This is a genomic window from Streptomyces sp. NBC_00435, from assembly GCF_036014235.1.
Classification (GTDB): domain Bacteria; phylum Actinomycetota; class Actinomycetes; order Streptomycetales; family Streptomycetaceae; genus Streptomyces.
The window spans coordinates 163,082-181,750 of record NZ_CP107924.1; the positions used below are offsets into that span (position 1 = coordinate 163,082).

An 18,669-nucleotide genomic window follows, 5' to 3' on the forward strand; every position below is an offset into this window, starting at 1 on the left:
TCCGGGGCACAGGCGAAGGCCCCGGACAGCAACGCGGCGGTGATGGAGCGGCGGACGGGACGGGCGAGTGGACCGGGAAACCCGGCAAGCCCGACTCATGGTCCGGTTACGAGCTCTCAGGGCTTTGCAGGTTTGCCGCTCGTGGAGATCCAGGTGCGGAAGAGTTGACTGAGGTCCATGCGGGACTGGCTCTCCGCCAAGCTGATGAACTGCGCGGTGGTTCCGTTCCCCCCGCGGTTGGTGTCGGCCCAGAGGCGCAGGATGCTGAAGAACGTCTTGTCACCGACGGCCTGCCGCAACTTGTGCAGAGCCATGGCACCGCGCAGGTAGACGGGTTCGTCGAAAATGTGTGAGGCGCTGCCGGGATCCGCGGTGGGGAACTTCCAGATGTCCGCTTTTGCCGATTTGGCATAGTTGGCGTCGAAGTTCTTCTGGGCAGTCGGTCCGCCGTGTTGCTCCGCGTAGAGCCACTCGGCATAGGTCGCGAAGCCCTCGTTGAGCCAGATGTCCTTCCACGTGGTGATCGAAACCGAGTTCCCGAACCATTGGTGTGCGGTTTCATGGACCAGGGTGGTCAGGTCCGGGGCACTGTCGTAGACGGGGCGCGTCTGGGTCTCCAGGGCGTATCCGACGTTCGGTGCACGGTCGACGATGGATCCGGCCGCTTTGAAGGGGTACGGGCCGAACAGGCTGCTCTCCCATTGCAGAACCGCGGGGAGCTGTTTGAGGACGGGCGCCGCAGCCGCGGCTTCGCGGGAGTCGACGGCGTTGTACACCTTGATGCCGTCCGCGGTGGTGTACTGCTCAACCGTGAAATTTCCGACCGTGGCCGTAGCGAGGTAGGCGGCCATGGGTTCGGCCTGATGCCAGCGGAAGGTCGTAAGCCCCTTGTCGGTCGTCTGCCCGTCGAATACCCCGTTGGCCACGGCGGTCCGCCCCTGCGGGACGGTGATCGCGAAGTCGTAGGTGGACTTGTCCTTGGGGTGATTGTTCGCGGGGAACCACGACATGGCACCCTGCGGCTCCCCGGCCACGAAGGCACCGTCGTCCGTCGTCATCCACCCTTCCGACGAGCCGTCGGGGTCAGTCACCGGCTTGGGCGTTCCGGAGTAGACGACGGTGGTGCGGAACACCTGCCCATTGGGCAGGGCCTGCTTCGGGGTTACTTCGAGCTCCTGGCCCGTCCGACGGAAGGTGGCCTTGGTGCCGTCGACCGTGATGGAGGTGATCTCCAGACCGTTGAGATCCAGGTTGAAGCGGGTCAACGCCTGCGTGGCACTCGCCGTGATCACCGCATTGCCGTTGAGGCGACGGGTCCCCGGGTCGTATCCGAGGGTGAGGTCGTAGTGCTGCACGTGGTAGCCGCCGTTCCCGGACAAGGGGAAGTAGGGGTCTCCCAACCCGTCCAAGCCGGTCGCGCTTGCCGCCGGGCCTGCCGCGGTTGCCAGCAGGGCCACGATGGCCAGAGGAAGACCTCCGGCCACAGCGCCCCGCCGACGCGTGGCGGTGAACTTTGCCGGATGCTGCTGGTGTGGCGTCATAGGCACCCCTCCGCGCTTTGGGGTGGGTCAGCGTACGGCGCTGCCCAGCCCGTATTCGTGGCAACAGGTCGAGCCATGTACATGTCCTCCACGTGCAGCGCTGAGGGCTGTGTGTGGACACCTTCGACCCGGTGCGGACGTGATCGTTCCCTGTGCGGCCTGCCCTCCATCCGGAGGGCGAGGTGGTGCCGGTGTGCGACATCGACTACGGCGTCGTGGTGGACTCCGTTGGTGATCGCGCCGGCGCCCGCAAAAGAACCTCGGCAGTGCTGCCGAAGCCGCCATGCGACTCCATGGCAACTGCCTCAGAAAGCTGTCACCAGCCGCGATAGTCCGGCGAGTGAAGGTGACAGGACACGGATGCTCCCCGACACATCTCCCCGGTGTCAAGCACGTCCGTCAAGGCCACCAGGGGTCGGCCCGGCCTCGTTAACGACGGTGGACACTCGCATAAAACTGCATATAATACATAAAGAGCCGGAATTTTACCTCATCATGCAATATTTTGAATGGAAGACAGTGGCGGGTGCGACGAGGACCCTCAATGAGGGTCAGTGGAGGCATCAACGAACAGTGACCTCACCCGCCTGCGCACCGGACGCCACCCCCGAGAGCACACTGGAGTACACGACGCGTTCGCCTACGTCCTCGACGCCGCCTCCGCCGCGGTGATGGACGGCCTGGCAGAGGTCTGACAAAGACGGCGAATGGCCGGACCGTGATCGGTCCGGCCATTCGCCGCCTGCTGGCGGTGTGTCAGCCAATTCGGCATGACCCGGGCAGCGCCCGACGCACATTCGGCCCAGTCCGGGGTGCCCACGCTCCCCTGACCGCTGGGCCGGCCGGGGCCGACCTTGCCGCACACCTACCTTCCGCCCTGGTCGCCGCCGCTCCCGCGTCTCACCAAGCTCGGCCTCAACAAGCGGGTCCAGAGCGCCCTTCTCCTCCAGCGGGCCGGCCTGCTCCGAGCCCCCGCTCCCGGCCGCGCATCAGCACTCGCGCAGGCCCGGTGCGGGATCGACCGACGTGTGGACGTCGACGGCTGCGACATTGCCCCACTGGCCGTTGTCGAGCTGGGTCCAGTACCAGACGTTGTTGCCGCCCCCGTGCTGGTCGCCGCGGCCCCAGCACTGGAACCAGCTGAAGCCGGTGTTCAGCGGCCCCCGCACCGCGGAGTTGTAGCGGCGGTGCTCGTAGCCCTTGGCGCCGGCCCTGTTGCCGCACCACAGCTTTCCGTCGGCGCGGACGCCGCACTCGGCGGCCACGCCCTTCCCGGTGGCAGGCGTCGCCGCGGCGGGCCCGGTCACGGTGATCATGCTGCCTGCCAGCGCGGCGGCGGCGATACCCAGAGCGATCTGCTTGCGTGCGGACATGCTTCCTCCTATGAGCGACTCGGGAGCCGCGTGATGAAAGTGTCGACAGGGCTTCGGAAGTGGTGCTCAGGGGCAGGTGCGTACGCCGTCCAGCCAGGCAGCGCCCTTGATGTAGATGTTGGTGATCCACGCCCCGTACTCGGGCAGGTAGGACCAAGCGTCGTTGGTATAGCCCTCGGCCGTCACCGGCTCGGCGTGCTTCTGGCACTCGATGCGCACCAGCGTCGGTCCGGTGAACCGGTGAACCCGCGGGCTCGTGGTGGACGGCTCCTGGTGGGTCCATACATCGGTGCCCCAGGTGCTGAACGTGCCGGGGGCGGCCGACGCGGCGATACGGACCGCTCCCGCGTAGTCCCCGCCCAGCCGTACGTCACTGACGGTGATCCGGGTGCCCGATTCCCGGGCCTCGACCATCCTCCCCGCGCCCAGGTAGACGGCGACGTGGTGGATGGAGCCCGCCGACCCCCAGGCCAGGAGGTCGCCCGGCAGCAGCGGCGCGGTTCCCTGCGCCGCCGTGAACCGCTGGTGCACCTGCGGCGAGTGGAACTGGTGATAGGCGTTGCCGGCCAGCGGGTCTCCACCGGCCGCCCGGGCGTAGGCGTGGCGGACCAGACCCGAGCAGTCGAAGCCGAGCCGCTCCGGGTCGTGAGCGCTGTCCGGATCGCTCGGGTCGATCTGACCGTACGTCGGTCCCGGCTGCGGCCCGTGGCCTCCGCCCCAGGTGTACCAGACGCCGATCTGTTCACACGCGGCCCGTACGGCCCCCTCCGCCATCGCCGAGGCCCCGGGCGCGAGCACGTCGCAGGTCCCTGCGGCCGGTGCCGGGGCCGGTGCTTGTGCCGCGGCAGCCGACGTACCGGCAGTACCTCCTACGGCGACCAGCAGTGCTACCGCAGCCACCGCCGCTCCGACCGTTCGCCGCATCGTCATGTTCCGTTCCCCCGTCCCCGTCGCCGGGTGTCCTGCGGGTCGTCGTGCTCGTCGCACCGAGCACTGCCGGCCGTACGCCGGGCACTTCGAGCCTGCGGCCGGGCACCCCTCCCTGTCGAGGAAGCGCGGGTCGCCCAATGGAACGGGAAACGGGAAACCTCTTGGGAAACCCCGCACCACCAGGGCTTTTGATGAGCTGTCAGCCCGACGTCATCCGGCAGCCCGCCGGCCCGCTCCGCCGCGTGGTGCGGCGTTCCGCTCCCGCTTTCCAGTCCGACCGCCCGGCGCGCGATCGGCGTGACCTGCTTGGCCTCCGCGTAGTCCTGCAGCACGCCCGCGTCCGCCTCCTCCGCCCTCCCCTGCGAAGTCCGCGATCTTCCCAGGGCGCCAGGCTCTCCAGCCACGCCCCGGCGTCACCCGGCGAGTAGACCCTCCTGTGGTCCGTGGCGGTTGGGTCGGCCGCGTGGCGAGGTGCCCGCGAAGAGCAGGGCGAGGTCGGGGTAGGGCGGATGGGTGACGGCCACTGCGGCGTGACCGTGGGCCACCTCCGATACGGCCGCCCGGTCCGGGGTCGTAGCCGAGAGCGGAGCCCGCCGTGGGGCCGACGAACGCCAGGGCAAGAGGAACCGTCGTCTCCGCCGGACATACGCGCTTCAGCGGGTGCCCGGGATCTCGTCCCCCTCCGGGGCCGGTGCACCACCCACCGGCCCCGGAAGCCGACAGGCGGCGCGCCGTGCTGACCCGGAAGCGCCCTCCCCCGCCTTCTACCCTGGACCCATGGACCATGAGCAGGATCCCACCCCGCCCGTAGAGGTGGACAAACAAGAGCAGCAAGCGTTCGTGCACGTCGGCGGCGAGATGGACATCGACCGCGCACCGCTCCTCGAAGAAGCACTGCGCACCCTGATCACCCAGCCCGACTGCCCGCCCGAAGTCGTCCTCGACCTGAGCGAGCTCACCTTCTGCGACTCCTCCGGCCTGAGCGCCTTCCTCCAGGGCCACCGCACCGCCCAGGAGCACGGCCGGCGCATCGTCCTCCACGCCCCCAACCAGCGCTTCGTCAAACTCCTCGAACTGACCGGAGCCCGCCGACTCTTCCCCATCACCTGACCGCCGACCCCAGCAGTTCATCGGCCCACCCGGAACGGCCCCGGACGCGGACCAGGTCGTCCAGGACAATGCGCGGCCGGCCAGACAGTTCACGGCCGCCACATTGCCCTGGACCCGGGACCGCCTGTTCCATTGGGAGATCTGGGGCGGGCGGGAGCCCGGGCCTCCGGCCAAGCAGCTCCACGCGCGCTGGCACAGCGGGCTGCACGGTATTGGTCGTCGCAGCCGTCAATCCAGCGGGTCTCGAGCGTTTTCGCTGCCCTCGGTGGCCCAGGGAACCAAGCGGCCATCAGTGAGACCGAACTGCGCATGGACTTGGACCCGGCCGCGTCCGCCCGCGCTTGCAACCCGGTCAGGACCGCCGACCAGACTCCATCACGCTGCCAGCGGCGCCGGATGCCAAGGGCCGGAGCCGTCCGGCGAATCCCGCCACGGGGCCCCGGTCCGCACCCGCCAGCAGATCCCGTCGATCGACCGCCGCCGGCACAACGGTGGCCGGCCCAGCACCGTGACGGGCAACAACGGCCCCAATGCCGACCCTTTCGAAACGCCCTCTAGGCGGTGCTGACGGCGGCTTCCAGAGTGCTGAGCTCGGCGGCGGCTTCGAGCTGCCGGGGGTGGTTCAGCCGGACCAGGGCTTCGTGGGCGGCCGTCAGGGTTTCCCGGGCCTCCTCGTGACGGCCGAGGTGACGCAGGACGACGCCCAGCTCGAGCCGGGCGGTCTCGCTCCAGAAGGACATCGGGTTCGCCGCACGAAGGGTCAGCACCTCACGCAGCGGGGCTTCCGCCTCGCTCCACCGGCCGAGCGCGGCCAGGTCGTTGCCGACGTACTGGGTGACCAGGGCCAGGTAGGAATTGCTTACTCCGGTCGGCCGCCCCGGGATGCCCGCCCGGCAGAGCGCCTCGCTGCGGCGGTGGATGGCCAGTGCCTCCTCAGGCCAGCCGTCCATGCGCAGGACCTGGCCCAGCGCGTTGAGGGCGGTGAGTTCGGCCAGCCTGCTCTCGCCGCAGGACAGCCCGGCGAACTGGGCGACCGACGACCGCAGCCGGGCGACGGACTCACCGGTCCGACCGAGCCGTTGGAGCGCCCCCGCGCCGTACCCCAGCGCCCAGCCCACCTGGAGCTCGTCGCCCGCCTCCCGGGCCGCCTCCAGCGCGGTGTCCGCGGCGGCCAGCGCTCCGACGTAGTCGAAGACGCACATGTTGCTGGCCCAGGCGAGGTAGTTCAGCTGCACGGCCACCTCACGGGTGCTGCCCAGCGCCCGGGCGGAGTCGGCGGCCCGCCGGAACACCTCGGCCCACAGCTCCCAGTCCATGGTGGCGTCGGACAACCAGTGCATCGCCTCCGCCGCGTCGACGACCTGCCGGTGACGGCCGGTCGACTGGGCGTGACGTAGGGCCCCGAGCCACTGGGCCCGTTCCTCCTCCAGCCAGGCCCGGGCCTGGTCGCGGCCGACCGGCGCGGTGGCCGGGTCGGGGTCGCCTTCCGCGTCACCCTGGTCGGCGGCCGACACGTACTCGGCCTCGAAGTGCAGGGCGGCGGCGGTGGCCCGGCGCAGCGTCCAGCGGGCAGCCCGGTCCTCGGCGGCGGCGATCTCCTCGGGCCCGTCCTCCTCGGCCAACTGCTCGGCGGCGAACAGGCGCAGGAGGTCGTGGTAGCGGTAGCGGTCAGCGGTGGGGTGGGACTGGAGGAGGCCGGCGTCGACCAGGTCCTCGGCATACCGGGCGGCCGTTCGGGTGGGCAGGTCGGCCAGGAGGGCGGCGGTCCGGGGGCTGAAGTCGGGGCCGTCGGCCAGGCAGGAGCGTCGGAAGACGGTCCGTGCCTGCGGGCTCAGTTGCCGGTAGGAGAGGGCGAAGGCGGCCCGGACCTCGAGTGAACCGGCCTTCAGGGTGTCGAGGCGACAGCCTTGTCCGGCCAGTTGGGTGGCGAGTTTGGTGATGTGTTCGGTGGGGCGGGCGGCGAGGCGTTGTCCGGCGATGCGGACGGCGAGGGGGAGGTGGCCGCAGAGTTCGGCGAGGTCGCGGGCGGCTTGGGCTTCTTGGGTGACGCGGTGGGGGCCGATGATGCGGGTGAGGAGTTCGACGGCTTCTTCGCGGCGGAGCAGGGCGAGTTCGGTGCGGTGGACGGCTTCGAGGCCGGCGAGGGCGTGGCGGCTGGTGACGAGGGTGAGGGAGGCGCCCTCGCCGGGCAACAGGGGCCGTACCTGGTTCTCGTCCGCGGCGTTGTCCAACAGGAGCAGGACGCGTCGGTCGCGCAGGAGGGAGCGCAGGAGGCCGCTGCGGTCGTCGGTGTCGGCGGGTACGTCGGTGGCGCCGAGGGCGCGTAGCAGGCGGGCGAGGGCCTCGCGGGGTGGGGTGGGTTGCAGGTCCATGCCGCGCAGGTCGAGGTGGAACTGCCCGTCGGGGAAGTGGGGTGCCAGGGTGTGGGCGGCGTGCACGGCGAAGGCGGTCTTGCCCAGGCCGGGCTGCCCGCAGACCACCGCCACCGGCGGACGGCCGGGGTCGGACTGCTCGGCCAGGGCCGCCACCCGCGCCAGGGCCGGCCCGCGGGCGGTGAAGTCGCGCAGGTCGCGCGGGAGCGCGAGGGTGTGGCGGAAGGCGGGGTCCGCGGCGGTGGCGCCCGCCGGGCCGGCGCCTTCGGACGGCTCGGCCGCCGGCTTCCCACCGGCCTCCCCCGCCGGGCCGGCGCCCGCGTACGAGCCGGCCGCCGGCTCACCCCCGGCCCGGCGCGCGCGGGGCCGTCCCCGGCTGGCGGCCCGTTCCAGTTCCTCGGTGCCGGTCGCGTCCAGCCCCAGCGCCGCGGCCAGGGCCGCCACGGTGCGCCGCTGCGGCCCCCGGGACCGGCCGCGCTCCATGTCCGACAGGGCCCGCACGCTCACCCCCGCGGCGTGCGCCAGCTCCTCCTGGCTCTGCCCGGCGTCCGTGCGCAGGCGGAGCAGGTGCTCGCCGAACCCGCCGGTGGCCGGTGTGTCCGTCCCCATGCCCGCTTGTCCCCCGGTGCCGCGCGGACCGGCCGGTCCGCCGGTCCTCTCGTCCGGCAAAAGTATGCAGGACCGTACTTCTGCCGGTGGAACTGCCTGGTCCGGGTCGGCCGGCCGCGGTTGGCTGGGGCGACCCGGGAGAGGCCCGACCAGCCCGCCCGGGGCCGGTCCGTCGCCGCTCCGCCCGCGCTCCCGCGTGAGGCTGCGCGCCGGGCGCGGGGGGACCTCCGTACACCCGGTCGCCCCGTACCGTGCCCGCGGTCGCCGGCGGCCGCTTCTTCCAGGGGAATTTCACAATGAGAACCAGTGGTACCGCGCCCCGTCCGGGCGCCGACCGCCGTGCTCGCCTGCTGCGCCTGCTCGCCCTGCCGGTGCTCCCGCTCCTCGTCCTGGCCTCGGTGCTGACGGCTCCCACGGGGGCGGTGGCGGCGAGCAGCAAGTACGGGAACGCGCGCTACCACCAGTGGTCGTTCGTGACTTCGCACAACGCCTTCGCCAACACCGACATGCACTGGCCGGTTCCGCCGAACCAGTCGCAGAACATCAAGGAACAGCTCGAGGGCGGAGTGCGCGGGCTGATGCTCGACACGTACGACCCCAAGGGCACCGGTCCCGTCGAGCTGTGCCACGGCGGCACGTCCCTGTGCTACGAGCAGTTCAACTCCGCGCTGCTGACCGTCGTGAACTTCCTGCAGAAGAACCCGCAGGAAGTGGTGACGATCTTCCTGGAGAACTACGCGAGCCGCGAGACGCTCAGCAAGACCATTACCGACCTGCTGGACGCCAAGGGCGCCGGCAAGATGCTCTTCGACCAGAACGACTGGGGCATCTTCAGCAGCAACTGGCCGCGGCTGAAGGACATGGTCTCCGCCAACCAGCGCCTGGTGATCTTCCAGGACAGCTGGGGCGACGTGGCCGCCGGCTCCGGCACCCTGATGAACACCTGGTCGCACACCGTGGAGAACCGGTACAGCTACGGCAAGGGGCAGCCGTTCGGCTGCGAGTCGCGGAACGACAATGCGCTGAACACGAACCCGATGCCGGGGACGACCGGCCTCACTCCGCTGTTCACCATGAACCAGTTCAGCTCGGACAACCTCGACCCGAAGGCCTACGCCAAGATCGACAACGGCACCCAGCTCAAGAGCCGGATCGAGAAGTCGTGCCGGCCCGCCGCGGGCGGCCGCAACCCGAACTTCGTCGCCGTGGACCACTACCAGCTCTCCGACAACTCGGGCCTCACGCCCGTGTCGGTGGTCGATGAGCTCAACCGCGACAACTACGTCTTCGAACCCGACCCCGCGGTGTGGACCGTCAACGACGCCAAGCAGTACGTCAGCACCTACGGCACCAACCGCTGCATGGTGCGCGGCGACGAGTTCCCCGACGGCTCCGGCGGCCTGGTCACTCAGCGGGCCTGCGCGAACCCGGCGCCCAGCAGCCACCAGTGGACGGCCACCAAGCCGAACTACGACGGCAAGGGCCACTACTGGATCAAGGCGGGCAACGGCTCCTGCCTGACCGTTCCGTACAACAACGGAACCCCGCCCGGCGACGGCACGCAGCTCTTCTGGTGGCCCTGCGAGACCAAGTGGTTCTCCGGCAGCCAGCTGTGGAACGTCATGCCGACCAACACCGACAGCAACGGACAGTCGCACGGCTACTACTTCATCAACCAGTGGACCGGCAAGTGCCTGACCCTGGACCCGGGCACGTCGACGGGCAAGGCCGGCAAGGTCACCCAGGCCGCCTGCCCCAAACGCTGACGACGGACCGACGTACGACCGGTCGGCCCGGTCCGGCACCGCACGGGGGTGGTGCCGGACCGGGCCGTTCCCGTGTCCGCCGGCGGTACTCGACCGTCAGCGCGGGCCGGGGCGCGGTGGCGAGGAAGGGGTACGCCGTCGCGCTCCGGGGGGGGGTGGCGAACCGCAGCCGGAGCTGGGCGGTGCCGGTGCGGTCCAGAACGGCCGGGGTCGTGGCGGAGCAGTCCGTGGAACGCCGTCGGGGGCGGCCTTCACGTAGCCGTCCTGGGCGTCCACCGACGTGGGGGTGACGCTGGTCGGGGCAGGCGTCTCGGTTCCGCCGCCGCCAAGGGCGCGGACCTTGTTCATGATGGCCTCAACCTGCTTCCCGCCGTGGTGCGCGTAGGCGGTGTCGCCGAGGTAGCCCGACCAGTTCCAGCAGCCGTTGGGGTTGTCGAGGGTGCCGGTCGGCATCGCCTGCGGGTAGAGACCAGCAGACCGTTTGTGTCCGCGTGCACGTCGAGGTGTGCGGTGTCCACGAAGGTTGTGCCGAGGCACTGGTACGAGTAGCCCTGCTTGCAGCCGCGCAGGGCGACCACCAGGCGGCAGGGGGCGGCCACGTCGGAACAGGTGGCGTGCAGCTGGGTGGCCAGGTAGCCCCCTGAAGATGCCCCGGCGGTGTAGGCGGTGCTGAGGGTCGGGGGTCAGCGCGCCGGGGTGGGGGCGGGCGCCGCGTGCGAGGGTGCCGCGGGCGCGTCCAGCAGGCTGCGCAGGTCGTGATCCGGTGGTCGGCCGATGTCCAGGCCGCGGGCGCGGCGCTCGGACCGCTACGCGATCAGGACCGGTTCAACCAACTCCCACCGGGCATCGGGCAAGTCAGCGGGGTGTCGGCGACGTTCAGGCACCACTCCGAGCTACCCACCCACGGCAGCTGGCCCATCCGTTCAAAACTGCCGCTCGACGTCGTGGGGCCGGTGCGGATCCCCATGTCGGCGAAGGGTCCATCGAAGCCGGTCTCCTTGATACCGCGCCCCCGACGAGCCGCTGCTCCGTCCCCTTGTAGTCAACCGCCGCAGCGGCGATGGCGCGGCCGGCCTGACGCAAGCCGTAGAAGACCTGGAGCGGCCGGGTCGCTGACCTCACCACCGTGGCCGCACGGAACATCTGCTCCGCACGTTCCAAAGCCGCCGCACAGGTGCTCCGGCGCGCTCCGCCGCCGGGTGGGCCGGCCGGCTCGCTCGTGGCTGCTCCCACGCTCCCCAGGGCCCGCGTACGGCACCCGTCCGGTGGCTTGCCGCACGGCGGTGACGATGCGCTGGTAGTCCCACGGAAGCGAGCCCTCCACACGCACACCGGTTCACGGTGCGAGATAGCGTCGCTGCTCTTGCCGACTGACACACCTGACACTGGCACCACCAGTCTTGTGCCCAGGGGACCGTGTAACCCAGGCCGCGCCCATGAGGAATCATAAATTTCCGCACTACACATATAAATCATGAGGAATCTCCAATTTCTTCACCACACATAAAGATCATGCCGAGTGTGTGTTTAACTCTGCTCGGTTAGCGAATGTGCTGTGAGTAAGCGAAGAAGCGGGCCCGGCCGGGCGAAGAATGCGGTGTCGGGGTGCCGTGGCGCGCGGATACGAGTTGGCCCGTCGACGCTCGCCTGCCGGCCCATGGCGTCAGCCATGGATCAGGCCACGCCGTGCACGAGCCTTGGGGCCTCGAAATTCAGGAGCATGACGATGATTCGTAAGCCCGCAAGGGGCACGGTGACCAACGGCTTGCTGGTCTCCTGTTTCGCCGCAGCTGTGATCCTGGTGAGCGGCTGCGCCGGAGGAGGGGTGCGGGGCGAGTCGGCTTCGGCTACCGCGGGACCGTCAGCGTCCGCCACTCGGTCTGGGTCCGAACCTGCCCCCGCAGGTCGTACGACGGAGAGCCTCAGCAAGCTCCCGTCAGGTTCCCGGGCACCGAAACCCGACCCCACCCCAGCCACTGGATCCTTCACCGAGGGCGAGAAGAGTTACCTGGCCAGGCGAGTCCCCGAAGGCGTGGATCCGGCAGCCATCGCCGAATCGGGCCACGAGACGTGCGACCGCATCGGGTTCTTCGTGCGCACCGACCGCAAAGCGGCCATCAGCGCCATCCAGGCCGGGGAAATCTCGGGTGCCCGGGATGCCATCACCCATCTCTGCCCCGAGTACAAAAGCCTGCTGACGTAAAGGGGCAGTCGGCAGCGACCACACGTGGAACCGAAAGGCTTCGGCGCGTCGCCCCGAGATCGAATGCAGAAAGCGGCCAGAGGCCGGCAAACACTGACACGGAAACCAAACACAACGCATTCTGCTGCTAGTTCTGCGATGCGAGACACACAAGGGGGCGGGTATGTTCATACGATCGATCGGGGCTTGGGTAGCCTTGTCACTGTCGGCAGTACTGCCGACAGGACTGGGCGGCGGCCTAGCGGCTGCTGCTCCCGTTCCATCAGTTCCGATCACAGCAGATGAGCTGCCCACCTGGCAGCCCAACGGAATCGTATGGGCGATGGCCCAGGCCGATGGCGTGGTCTTCGCAGGCGGCACGTTCTCCACTGTCAGGCCACCCGGCGCAGCGGCCGGCGACAGTGAAACGCCAGCGGTCAATTTCGTTGCTCTGGACGCTGCGACCGGACAGCCGACCTCCTGCACACTGTCGTTCACAGTGGGTTCCGGACTGGCGACCGTGCGAGCGCTGGCAGTGTCACCGGACCACAAGACTCTCTACGCCGGTGGTCGGTTCGGTGCCGTCAACGGTGTCGCCACCAGCAATCTGGCAGCCATCGACATCGCCACCTGCAAACCCAGGGCGAATTTCCAACCTTCGGTGAACGCCACCGTCCGGGCCCTGGCCGTCACCCAGGATGAGGTCTACCTCGGAGGCGACTTCACCAGTGTCGCTGGGCAGCCCCGCCGCTACTTTGCTTCGGTTACCACCGCATCCGCGGCACTGCGCTCCTGGACGGCGAATGCGGATATGTCTGCCCGGGCAATCGAGGTGACTCCGGATGGGCAAAACGTCATCCTGGGCGGTGATTTCTTCACTGTAAATGGCCGCGATTCCCAGGCCCTTGCCGTCGTGTCCAGCACCAGCGGGGCTCTGACCAAGGCCTATCCGGCCGGGTTCCTCGCCCGCAACATGAGGGTGAAGGACATCTCCACTGATTCCACCGGCTTCTATACCGCCATGGAGAACCTCAGCCTGCCGACTCGACCGAACGACCCCATTCCGTACGACGGACGGATGGCTTTCGATCTCGGTAGTTTCAATGAGCGTTGGCGGGACACTTGTTTCGGCGCCACGCAGGCCGTCGAGGCTTACAAGGGCGTGCTCTACTCGGCCTCGCACGTACACGACTGCCGCGGTTTGGACGAGTTCACCGAAAGGTGGGAGCGCCAGCACTTGCTGGCCCAGCCCGTGGGCAGTCCGGGGCCCATCCTCGGCTGGCTTCCCGACACCAACGACGGGCTCGGGGAGGGTATCGGCCCCCGGGTTCTTGCCGTCGCACCCAAGAACGACACCGACTACATGTGGGTGGGCGGGGAGTTCACCAAGGTCAACGGCAAGCTGCAGCAGGGGCTGACCCGCTTCTCCGGGGCCCAGGACAGAGGGGCGCCGTCGGTCCCGCAGGCCAGCGTCTCCAGTACCACTCCGGGCAAGATCGACGTTCGCTGGCAGTCCAGCATCGACCTCGACAACAGCGACCTCACCTACCGCGTCTACCGCAACGGCTCCAGCACGCCGGTCTACACCGTCACCGGCTCGTCCTCCCCCTGGAACCGGCCCCAGCTGACCTTCAGCGACACCAACGTCACACCCGGTACGACGTACACCTACCGGATCACGGCCAGTGACGGCACGAATACCAGTGCACTCTCCGCGCCCGCCAAGGTCAAACCCGCCGCAGCTGCCGACCCGTACGCAGCACGTGTCGTCGCAGACGGGGCAAGCCAGTACTGGCGGTTCGATGAAACGGCAGGCACCTTCGCAGCCGATGCCTCGGGGAACGGCAACAGCGGCATCCACAAGGGCGGCGTCAAGCTCGGCGTGACGACCCCCAACGGTGTCAACGGGTTCAATGCGGCCGCCGGCTACCTCGGCACCGACGGGCACACCTACAGCGAACACCCCAGCCAGACTCCGGCCGCATACTCGGTCGAGACGTGGTTCAGGACGACCACGACATCCGGTGGCAAGCTCATCGGGTTCGACAGCAACAACTTCATGCTGGGCCGCACCACGGACAAGCACCTCTTCATGAGCAATGACGGGCATGTGTCGTTCGGAGTACTCAGCGGTACGAACCGGACCATCCGCAGCCTCGGGGCGCTCAACAACGGCAAGTGGCACCATGTTGTCGCCGCCCAGAGCCCCATTTTCGGAATGAGTCTGTACGTGGACGGCGTATTGGAGGCGGCCAACCGGCAGGTGACCACCAGCGCCGATTACCTGGGCTATTGGATCGTGGGGGGAGGCGTCCCCGATGCACTGGCTGGCTGGCAAGTCGGTCCGGGCAACCCGTCGAAGGCATCGTTCACCGGTGAAATCGACGAAACCGCGGTCTACCCCACGGCGCTCACCCCCCGGCAAGTCACCGACCACTATGTGCTCTCCGGACGTACCGCCAGCCAGTCCTCCACCTATTCCGGCGCATCCGCCACCCGAGCCGTGGACGGCGACACCAACGGAAACTGGACGGCCGGCTCCGTGTCCCACACCGCACTCGAAGCGTCCCCCTGGTGGCAGACCGACCTCGGAGCAAGCCGGACGCTACAGGCCATCGAGATCAGCAATCGCACCGACTGCTGCAGCGAACGCCTCACCGACTACTGGGTGTTCGTCTCCGACACACCCTTCACCTCGGGACTCACGCCCGCTCAGCAGGCCGCCCGCACCGGCGTCTGGTCCAGCCATCAAACCACCCCCGCAGGGGCATCCGTCACCATCCCCGTGTCCCGCACAGGCCGCTACGTCATGATCCAGCTCGCCGGCACCGGCTACCTCTCACTCGCCGAGGTCAAAGCCCTCACCCCCTAGTGACGTTGCCAAGCCGCGCGGGACCGCAAAAGAGACGGTGCAACTCCGATCATGGCGGGGTTGCACCTGTGACCAGCTAGGACATGGCCAAACCGTCCGAAGCGGGGGCCCGGAGTCGGCGGCCGATGACCAGTCAGGTTGAGCATGGGTCGGCGGCGGTGAGGCACGGGCGGGGCACGGGGCCGGGCCCGGAGTCGCTGATTGCGTCAGCCGATGGTTTTGGCCTCGGCTGGCACCTGGGCGACGTCTGGGTAGGGCCGCGGGCGGGTCGGGCACCGGCATCGCCGTCGTTGAGACGCGGTAGCACCCTCGCCGTCGGACGGGGGTGGGACGCCGTACCCTGGGGACGTGATCTTGCGCAGCCTTCACGACCGATCAGCCCTGGCCACCCGCTTCGGGCGGGATCCGGCCATGCACCTGATGGAACTCGGCGACCTCGACGACCTGCTGTGGCCCCACACCAGCTGGTACACCATGTCCCAGGACGGGCCCGTGGCACTGCTGTACGCGGTCGGCAGCATGCCGACGCTGTTGGGCTTCGCCCGGCCTGGGCAGGACTCCGCTCTGGAGGAGCTGGCCGAGGCGATGCTGCCCGTACTCCCCCGACGCTTCCTCGCGCACCTGACCGGAAGCGCCGGGAAGGTTCTGGAGTCCGCGTACGACGTCCGGCCGCACGGCACGCTGCTGCGGATGGTGCTGACCGAGCCCGGACGGGCCGAGCGGTATCCGGTCGGCCCGTGGCGGCCCGCTCCGCTGTCCCGGGATGATCTGCCAGAGCTCCTCGATCTGTTCGAGAAGGCGTACCCGGGCAATTGGTTCGACCACCGGATGCTCGACACCGGCCAGTACATCGGTGTCCGCCAGGCCGGGCAGCTGATCGCCGTGGCGGGCGTGCACGTCCACTCGGCCGTGTACCGGGTCGCCGCGATCGGGAACGTCGCCACGCATCCGCGGGTACGCGGTCAAGGCGCGGGCGGCGCCTGCGTCGCCGCGTTGTGCCGACAGCTGGGAGCGAGTGTGGACCACATAGGACTCAACGTCCGCGCGGACAACGCCACCGCCATCGGCCTCTACCACCGACTCGGCTTCACCGAGGTCACACGGTTCACAGAGGCCGCTTTCACAGCGCGCCCCTAGAGCGCCGGCCCGACACCGAGTTGAGTGCTGTGGGGTCACAGACCGTGGGCGATGGGGTGCAGCGGTTCGTACAGCGGAAGTTCGGCGCCGCTGGGGAGTCGGATCGCGGTCAGTTTGCCCCAGCGCTGTTCGCTGACCGGGCGGGTGATCTCGACGCCCCTGGCACGGAACTCGCCGAGCTGGGAATCAAGGTCGTCGCACATCAGGTAGAACTCGTGCTGGGGCGGACCGTCGGTCGGGTGGACGGCGACTTCGGCCGGGGGCAGCTTGAAGATTAGCCACCCGCCGCCCGCGTCGACGCCGGGAAAGGCAAGGACGTCACGGATGAAGGCACGGTCCGCCTCGGCGTCCTGGCTGTAGAGGATGACATGCGCACCGCTGATCATGGCCGGCTCCTGCCCATCGACGTGCTGGCGGTCGTGTCCCCGGATCCTGGCACGCCAAGGCCAAAAAGACTTCGACTGGGTTCGATGACACGGCGAATGAGTTGGATCTCGACGGACACGTGTCCCGGTCGGTGGGACTTCGCAATGTCAGGCCGCCAAGACCGTTGTTCAGGCCGACGATCTCGACCTTCTTGCCGCGCTGCTTGTACTTCGTCCCGATGGCGTCCAGGGCCGCCACCGAGGAGGCGTCCCAGACGTGCGCCGCCGCGCCGCCAGACCTCCGACCGGCTCGCGATCAGCCCTCTCACATCGAAGCGGCCGGTCACGGGGCAGCCGAACAGCCGGGTGTGAGTGCCCTTCGGTGCCGCCCGTCATTCGCCTGCCAGCAGTGAGGCCGCCGTCTCGATGTCAGATGTGAGGTTACGGTCGGCTACGGACGGGTCCAGCGCCTGCGCTGCCCGGTCGTAGAAATCCTGAAGCTCGCCCTCCCCGGCGGGAAGCAGGCCTCGCATCCGCAGTGCCCGGACCGCCGCGACGAGTTCACAGGCCAGGACGAGTCCGAAGTGCTCCGTGGTCTCCAGCAGCCGCAGGGCGCCGGTCGAGGCGAAGCTCGCATGCTCCTCCACTCCGCGCGATATGACCGCGTGGCCGAGAGTCACCGGCTGTGCCGCGCCGCGCAGTTCGGCCAACGCGGACTGCGCCGCGTACTCGGTGATCATGAGGCCGGAGCTGCCGTCCTCGGCATCGGCGAGGAAGGGCGGCAGCGAGGTGAAGGCGGGTTCGAGCAGCATCCCGAGCCGGGTCGTGGAGAGTTCCGCGCTGCCCAGCAAGCCCAGCCGGAACTGGTCGAGGGCCAGCCCCAGCCGGGCCAGGTGGAAGCCACCGTGGTGGTAGTAGTCCTCCGCCCCGGCGTTGAGCAGTGGGTTCTCCACCGCGGCGTTGATTTCCACGGAGAGCACCTGTTCCAGCGAGGACCAGGCGTCCAGTGCCGCACCGTGCACTTGTGGCAAGCAGCGCAGGCCGAAGGGGTCCTGCACCAGCGGAGGGGTCCAGTCCGCAGGAGCCAGCAGTTCACGCATCCGTGCTGCGAGCAGCTGAGCACCCGCGTGGGGACGGAGGTCGTGCACATGTTTCGCGTACGGCTCGGTGGAGCCGCGCAGTGCGGTCAGGGTCAAGGACGCGACGAGTGGGACCCTGTCGAGCAGGTGCCCCAGATCAGTGGTGGCGAGCGCGGACTGGCCGATGGTCAGGGCTCCACTGGACATGAGGGGCAACGCATCCCAGCGCGTCAGCGTCAGTGGTGCCGGGGCGGTGCCGGACCCGCCCCTCCAAGGCAGCTCGCCGGCCAGGGTGAGGCCGAGCTCACCGAGAGCGGACAGGTCTCCGGTTCCGATCGCGCCGAGGGTGTGCACCGTGGGCAGGTGGCCGCTGATGAGCGCCTCGGCGATCCGGTCGAGTACGGCCACGTTGATCGCCGCCCCGCCGCGCAGCAGCTGGTTCAGGCGGACGACGAGCATCGCCCGGGTCTGATCGTCCCGCACCACCGGGCCGATGCCCCCGCTGTGGCTGCGGAGCAGCCGCATCCCGAACGTGTCCACCGCGGATTCTGGAACGGACCCTGTGCGGTTGGCGCCTACACCGGTGGTGTAGCCGTACACCCGGCGGCGCGCGGTGATCCGTTCGGCGGCGGTCCGGGCTTCCCGTACTTGCGCGCGGGCCTTAGGGTCGATCAGAGGACGGGCGCTCCCTCGTGCGAGTGCGGAGACTTGGAAGGGCTTGAGCGAGTGTCCGTCGAGTACGAGGTGAGCGATCGTCATCAGGTTCCCATCCGCTGGTGAGGGTGTTCGGCCGTCAGCAACCCGGGGCAGGCCGATCACCGCGCCGAGATTATTTCGCCACCTCTCACTGACGACGTGCCGGCCCGTTGGTTCGACGTCGACCGCTCCACGGTCACGCGGGCCATCGGCGAGGTGCGGACCTGCTCACCGAGCGGGGTTGCACCATCGCCGCCGGCGTCACCCACGCCCGACAGTGCGGCCTGGTCAAGCACCTGCCGACGGCCCGGCCGTGGAGATCCTCGCCGACGTCGGCTCTCAGGGTCTGGGCGCCCAGACCGGTTGGGGGCGTCGTGGCGCCACCACACCGCAAGTTCAAGAAGAACCCGCCGGACTGGTACGAGGAGATCTACGAGCGCCACCGCAAGGCAGATCGCGCTCCGGGTTCTCCACCCGCGGCCGAGAGCAGAACAGCGGCAGGGCCGTACGGGGACGACTCTGCTGTCCCAGCGAATGCGAAGGGCCCCGGCCCGTTTTCGCGGACCGGGGCCCTTTGTCAGCGTGACGAGCCCGAGCCCGAGCAGCGTCGGCCAGCTAGAAACTCTACTTTCAAGCC

Annotated in this window: 15 protein-coding genes and 1 pseudogene; 6 read left to right on the forward strand and 10 right to left on the reverse strand. The window is 69.2% G+C overall.

Going from position 1 to position 18,669, the window contains the following annotated elements; genetic code table 11:
* Window positions 1-116: 116 nt before the first annotated feature.
* Window positions 117-1,541 (reverse strand): M1 family metallopeptidase, encoded by a 1,425-nt coding sequence (locus OG389_RS00735; RefSeq protein WP_328296471.1) that lies wholly within the window; start codon window positions 1,539-1,541, stop codon window positions 117-119.
* Window positions 1,542-2,095: 554 nt separating this feature from the next.
* On the opposite strand from OG389_RS00735, the gene OG389_RS00740 reads away from it, so the two are divergent.
* Window positions 2,096-2,236 (forward strand): hypothetical protein, encoded by a 141-nt coding sequence (locus OG389_RS00740; protein WP_328296472.1) that lies wholly within the window; start codon window positions 2,096-2,098, stop codon window positions 2,234-2,236.
* A gap of 294 nt (window positions 2,237-2,530) precedes the next feature.
* On the opposite strand, the gene OG389_RS00745 is transcribed toward OG389_RS00740, so the two are convergent.
* Together OG389_RS00745 and OG389_RS00750 are read right to left on the reverse strand one after the other, a co-directional pair.
* Window positions 2,531-2,914, reverse strand: coding sequence for a hypothetical protein (locus OG389_RS00745; protein ID WP_328296473.1), 384 nt, complete (start codon window positions 2,912-2,914; stop codon window positions 2,531-2,533).
* Between the two features lie 66 nt (window positions 2,915-2,980).
* Window positions 2,981-3,844 carry a C40 family peptidase gene (locus OG389_RS00750; protein WP_328296474.1) on the reverse strand — a complete coding sequence of 288 codons (864 nt, stop codon included), beginning with the start codon at window positions 3,842-3,844 and terminating at the stop codon, window positions 2,981-2,983.
* 777 nt (window positions 3,845-4,621) lie between these two features.
* Between OG389_RS00750 and OG389_RS00755 the strand changes: the two genes are divergently transcribed.
* Window positions 4,622-4,954 carry an STAS domain-containing protein gene (locus OG389_RS00755; RefSeq protein ID WP_328296475.1) on the forward strand — a complete coding sequence of 111 codons (333 nt, stop codon included), beginning with the start codon at window positions 4,622-4,624 and terminating at the stop codon, window positions 4,952-4,954.
* A 375-nt stretch (window positions 4,955-5,329) separates the two neighbouring features.
* Here OG389_RS00755 and OG389_RS00760 read toward each other — a convergent pair whose 3' ends face one another.
* Window positions 5,330-5,461 (reverse strand): transposase, encoded by a 132-nt coding sequence (locus OG389_RS00760; RefSeq protein WP_328303415.1) that lies wholly within the window; start codon window positions 5,459-5,461, stop codon window positions 5,330-5,332.
* Between the two features lie 47 nt (window positions 5,462-5,508).
* Window positions 5,509-7,935 carry an NB-ARC domain-containing protein gene (locus OG389_RS00765; protein ID WP_328296476.1) on the reverse strand — a complete coding sequence of 809 codons (2,427 nt, stop codon included), beginning with the start codon at window positions 7,933-7,935 and terminating at the stop codon, window positions 5,509-5,511.
* Between the two features lie 296 nt (window positions 7,936-8,231).
* Here OG389_RS00765 and OG389_RS00770 point away from each other — a divergent pair, with 296 nt between their 5' ends.
* Window positions 8,232-9,701, forward strand: a complete 1,470-nt coding sequence (locus OG389_RS00770) for a phosphatidylinositol-specific phospholipase C domain-containing protein (protein ID WP_328296477.1) — start codon at window positions 8,232-8,234, stop codon at window positions 9,699-9,701.
* A gap of 96 nt (window positions 9,702-9,797) precedes the next feature.
* On the opposite strand, the gene OG389_RS00775 is transcribed toward OG389_RS00770, so the two are convergent.
* From OG389_RS00775 to OG389_RS36675, 3 genes and pseudogenes are all read right to left on the reverse strand, one after another.
* Window positions 9,798-10,154, reverse strand: coding sequence for a hypothetical protein (locus tag OG389_RS00775; protein ID WP_328296478.1), 357 nt, complete (start codon window positions 10,152-10,154; stop codon window positions 9,798-9,800).
* A gap of 278 nt (window positions 10,155-10,432) precedes the next feature.
* Window positions 10,433-10,585, reverse strand: a pseudogene (locus tag OG389_RS00780) (IS5 family transposase); the annotation flags it as partial.
* Window positions 10,578-11,177 (reverse strand): YaaC family protein, encoded by a 600-nt coding sequence (locus tag OG389_RS36675; RefSeq protein WP_443059183.1) that lies wholly within the window; start codon window positions 11,175-11,177, stop codon window positions 10,578-10,580. The pseudogene OG389_RS00780 and the gene OG389_RS36675, both read right to left, overlap by 8 nt.
* Before the next feature lie 556 nt (window positions 11,178-11,733).
* Between OG389_RS36675 and OG389_RS00785 the strand changes: the two genes are divergently transcribed.
* The 3 genes from OG389_RS00785 to OG389_RS00795 all read left to right on the forward strand — a co-directional run bounded on the left by OG389_RS00785 (window position 11,734) and on the right by OG389_RS00795 (window position 15,892).
* Complete coding sequence (locus OG389_RS00785) at window positions 11,734-11,904, forward strand: hypothetical protein (RefSeq protein ID WP_328296479.1); 171 nt, start codon at window positions 11,734-11,736, stop codon at window positions 11,902-11,904.
* A gap of 322 nt (window positions 11,905-12,226) precedes the next feature.
* On the forward strand, window positions 12,227-14,755 hold the full coding sequence (locus OG389_RS00790; protein ID WP_328296480.1) for a LamG-like jellyroll fold domain-containing protein: 2,529 nt from the start codon (window positions 12,227-12,229) through the stop codon (window positions 14,753-14,755).
* Window positions 14,756-15,103: 348 nt separating this feature from the next.
* Window positions 15,104-15,892, forward strand: coding sequence for a GNAT family N-acetyltransferase (locus tag OG389_RS00795; protein WP_328296481.1), 789 nt, complete (start codon window positions 15,104-15,106; stop codon window positions 15,890-15,892).
* 35 nt (window positions 15,893-15,927) lie between these two features.
* On the opposite strand, the gene OG389_RS00800 is transcribed toward OG389_RS00795, so the two are convergent.
* Both OG389_RS00800 and OG389_RS00805 read right to left on the reverse strand, forming a co-directional pair.
* The gene (locus tag OG389_RS00800; RefSeq protein ID WP_328296482.1) at window positions 15,928-16,278 is read right to left on the reverse strand and encodes a VOC family protein; all 351 of its coding nucleotides are present in this window, start codon (window positions 16,276-16,278) and stop codon (window positions 15,928-15,930) included.
* A gap of 371 nt (window positions 16,279-16,649) precedes the next feature.
* Window positions 16,650-18,095 carry an aromatic amino acid ammonia-lyase gene (locus OG389_RS00805; RefSeq protein ID WP_328296483.1) on the reverse strand — a complete coding sequence of 482 codons (1,446 nt, stop codon included), beginning with the start codon at window positions 18,093-18,095 and terminating at the stop codon, window positions 16,650-16,652.
* Window positions 18,096-18,669: the final 574 nt, after the last annotated feature.

What these genes read in the sequence shown, in the direction of transcription:
- OG389_RS00735 (WP_328296471.1), bottom strand. Translation starts at nt 1,541, where the DNA reads ATGACGCCACACCAGCAGCATCCGGCAAAGTTCACCGCCACGCGTCGG.
- OG389_RS00745 (WP_328296473.1), bottom strand. Translation starts at nt 2,914, where the DNA reads ATGTCCGCACGCAAGCAGATCGCTCTGGGTATCGCCGCCGCCGCGCTG.
- OG389_RS00750 (WP_328296474.1), bottom strand. Translation starts at nt 3,844, where the DNA reads ATGACGATGCGGCGAACGGTCGGAGCGGCGGTGGCTGCGGTAGCACTG.
- OG389_RS00755 (WP_328296475.1), top strand. Translation starts at nt 4,622, where the DNA reads ATGGACCATGAGCAGGATCCCACCCCGCCCGTAGAGGTGGACAAACAA.
- OG389_RS00765 (WP_328296476.1), bottom strand. Translation starts at nt 7,935, where the DNA reads ATGGGGACGGACACACCGGCCACCGGCGGGTTCGGCGAGCACCTGCTC.
- OG389_RS00770 (WP_328296477.1), top strand. Translation starts at nt 8,232, where the DNA reads ATGAGAACCAGTGGTACCGCGCCCCGTCCGGGCGCCGACCGCCGTGCT.
- OG389_RS00775 (WP_328296478.1), bottom strand. Translation starts at nt 10,154, where the DNA reads ATGCCGACCGGCACCCTCGACAACCCCAACGGCTGCTGGAACTGGTCG.
- OG389_RS36675 (WP_443059183.1), bottom strand. Translation starts at nt 11,177, where the DNA reads ATGATTTATATGTGTAGTGCGGAAATTTATGATTCCTCATGGGCGCGG.
- OG389_RS00790 (WP_328296480.1), top strand. Translation starts at nt 12,227, where the DNA reads ATGGCCCAGGCCGATGGCGTGGTCTTCGCAGGCGGCACGTTCTCCACT.
- OG389_RS00800 (WP_328296482.1), bottom strand. Translation starts at nt 16,278, where the DNA reads ATGATCAGCGGTGCGCATGTCATCCTCTACAGCCAGGACGCCGAGGCG.
- OG389_RS00805 (WP_328296483.1), bottom strand. Translation starts at nt 18,095, where the DNA reads ATGACGATCGCTCACCTCGTACTCGACGGACACTCGCTCAAGCCCTTC.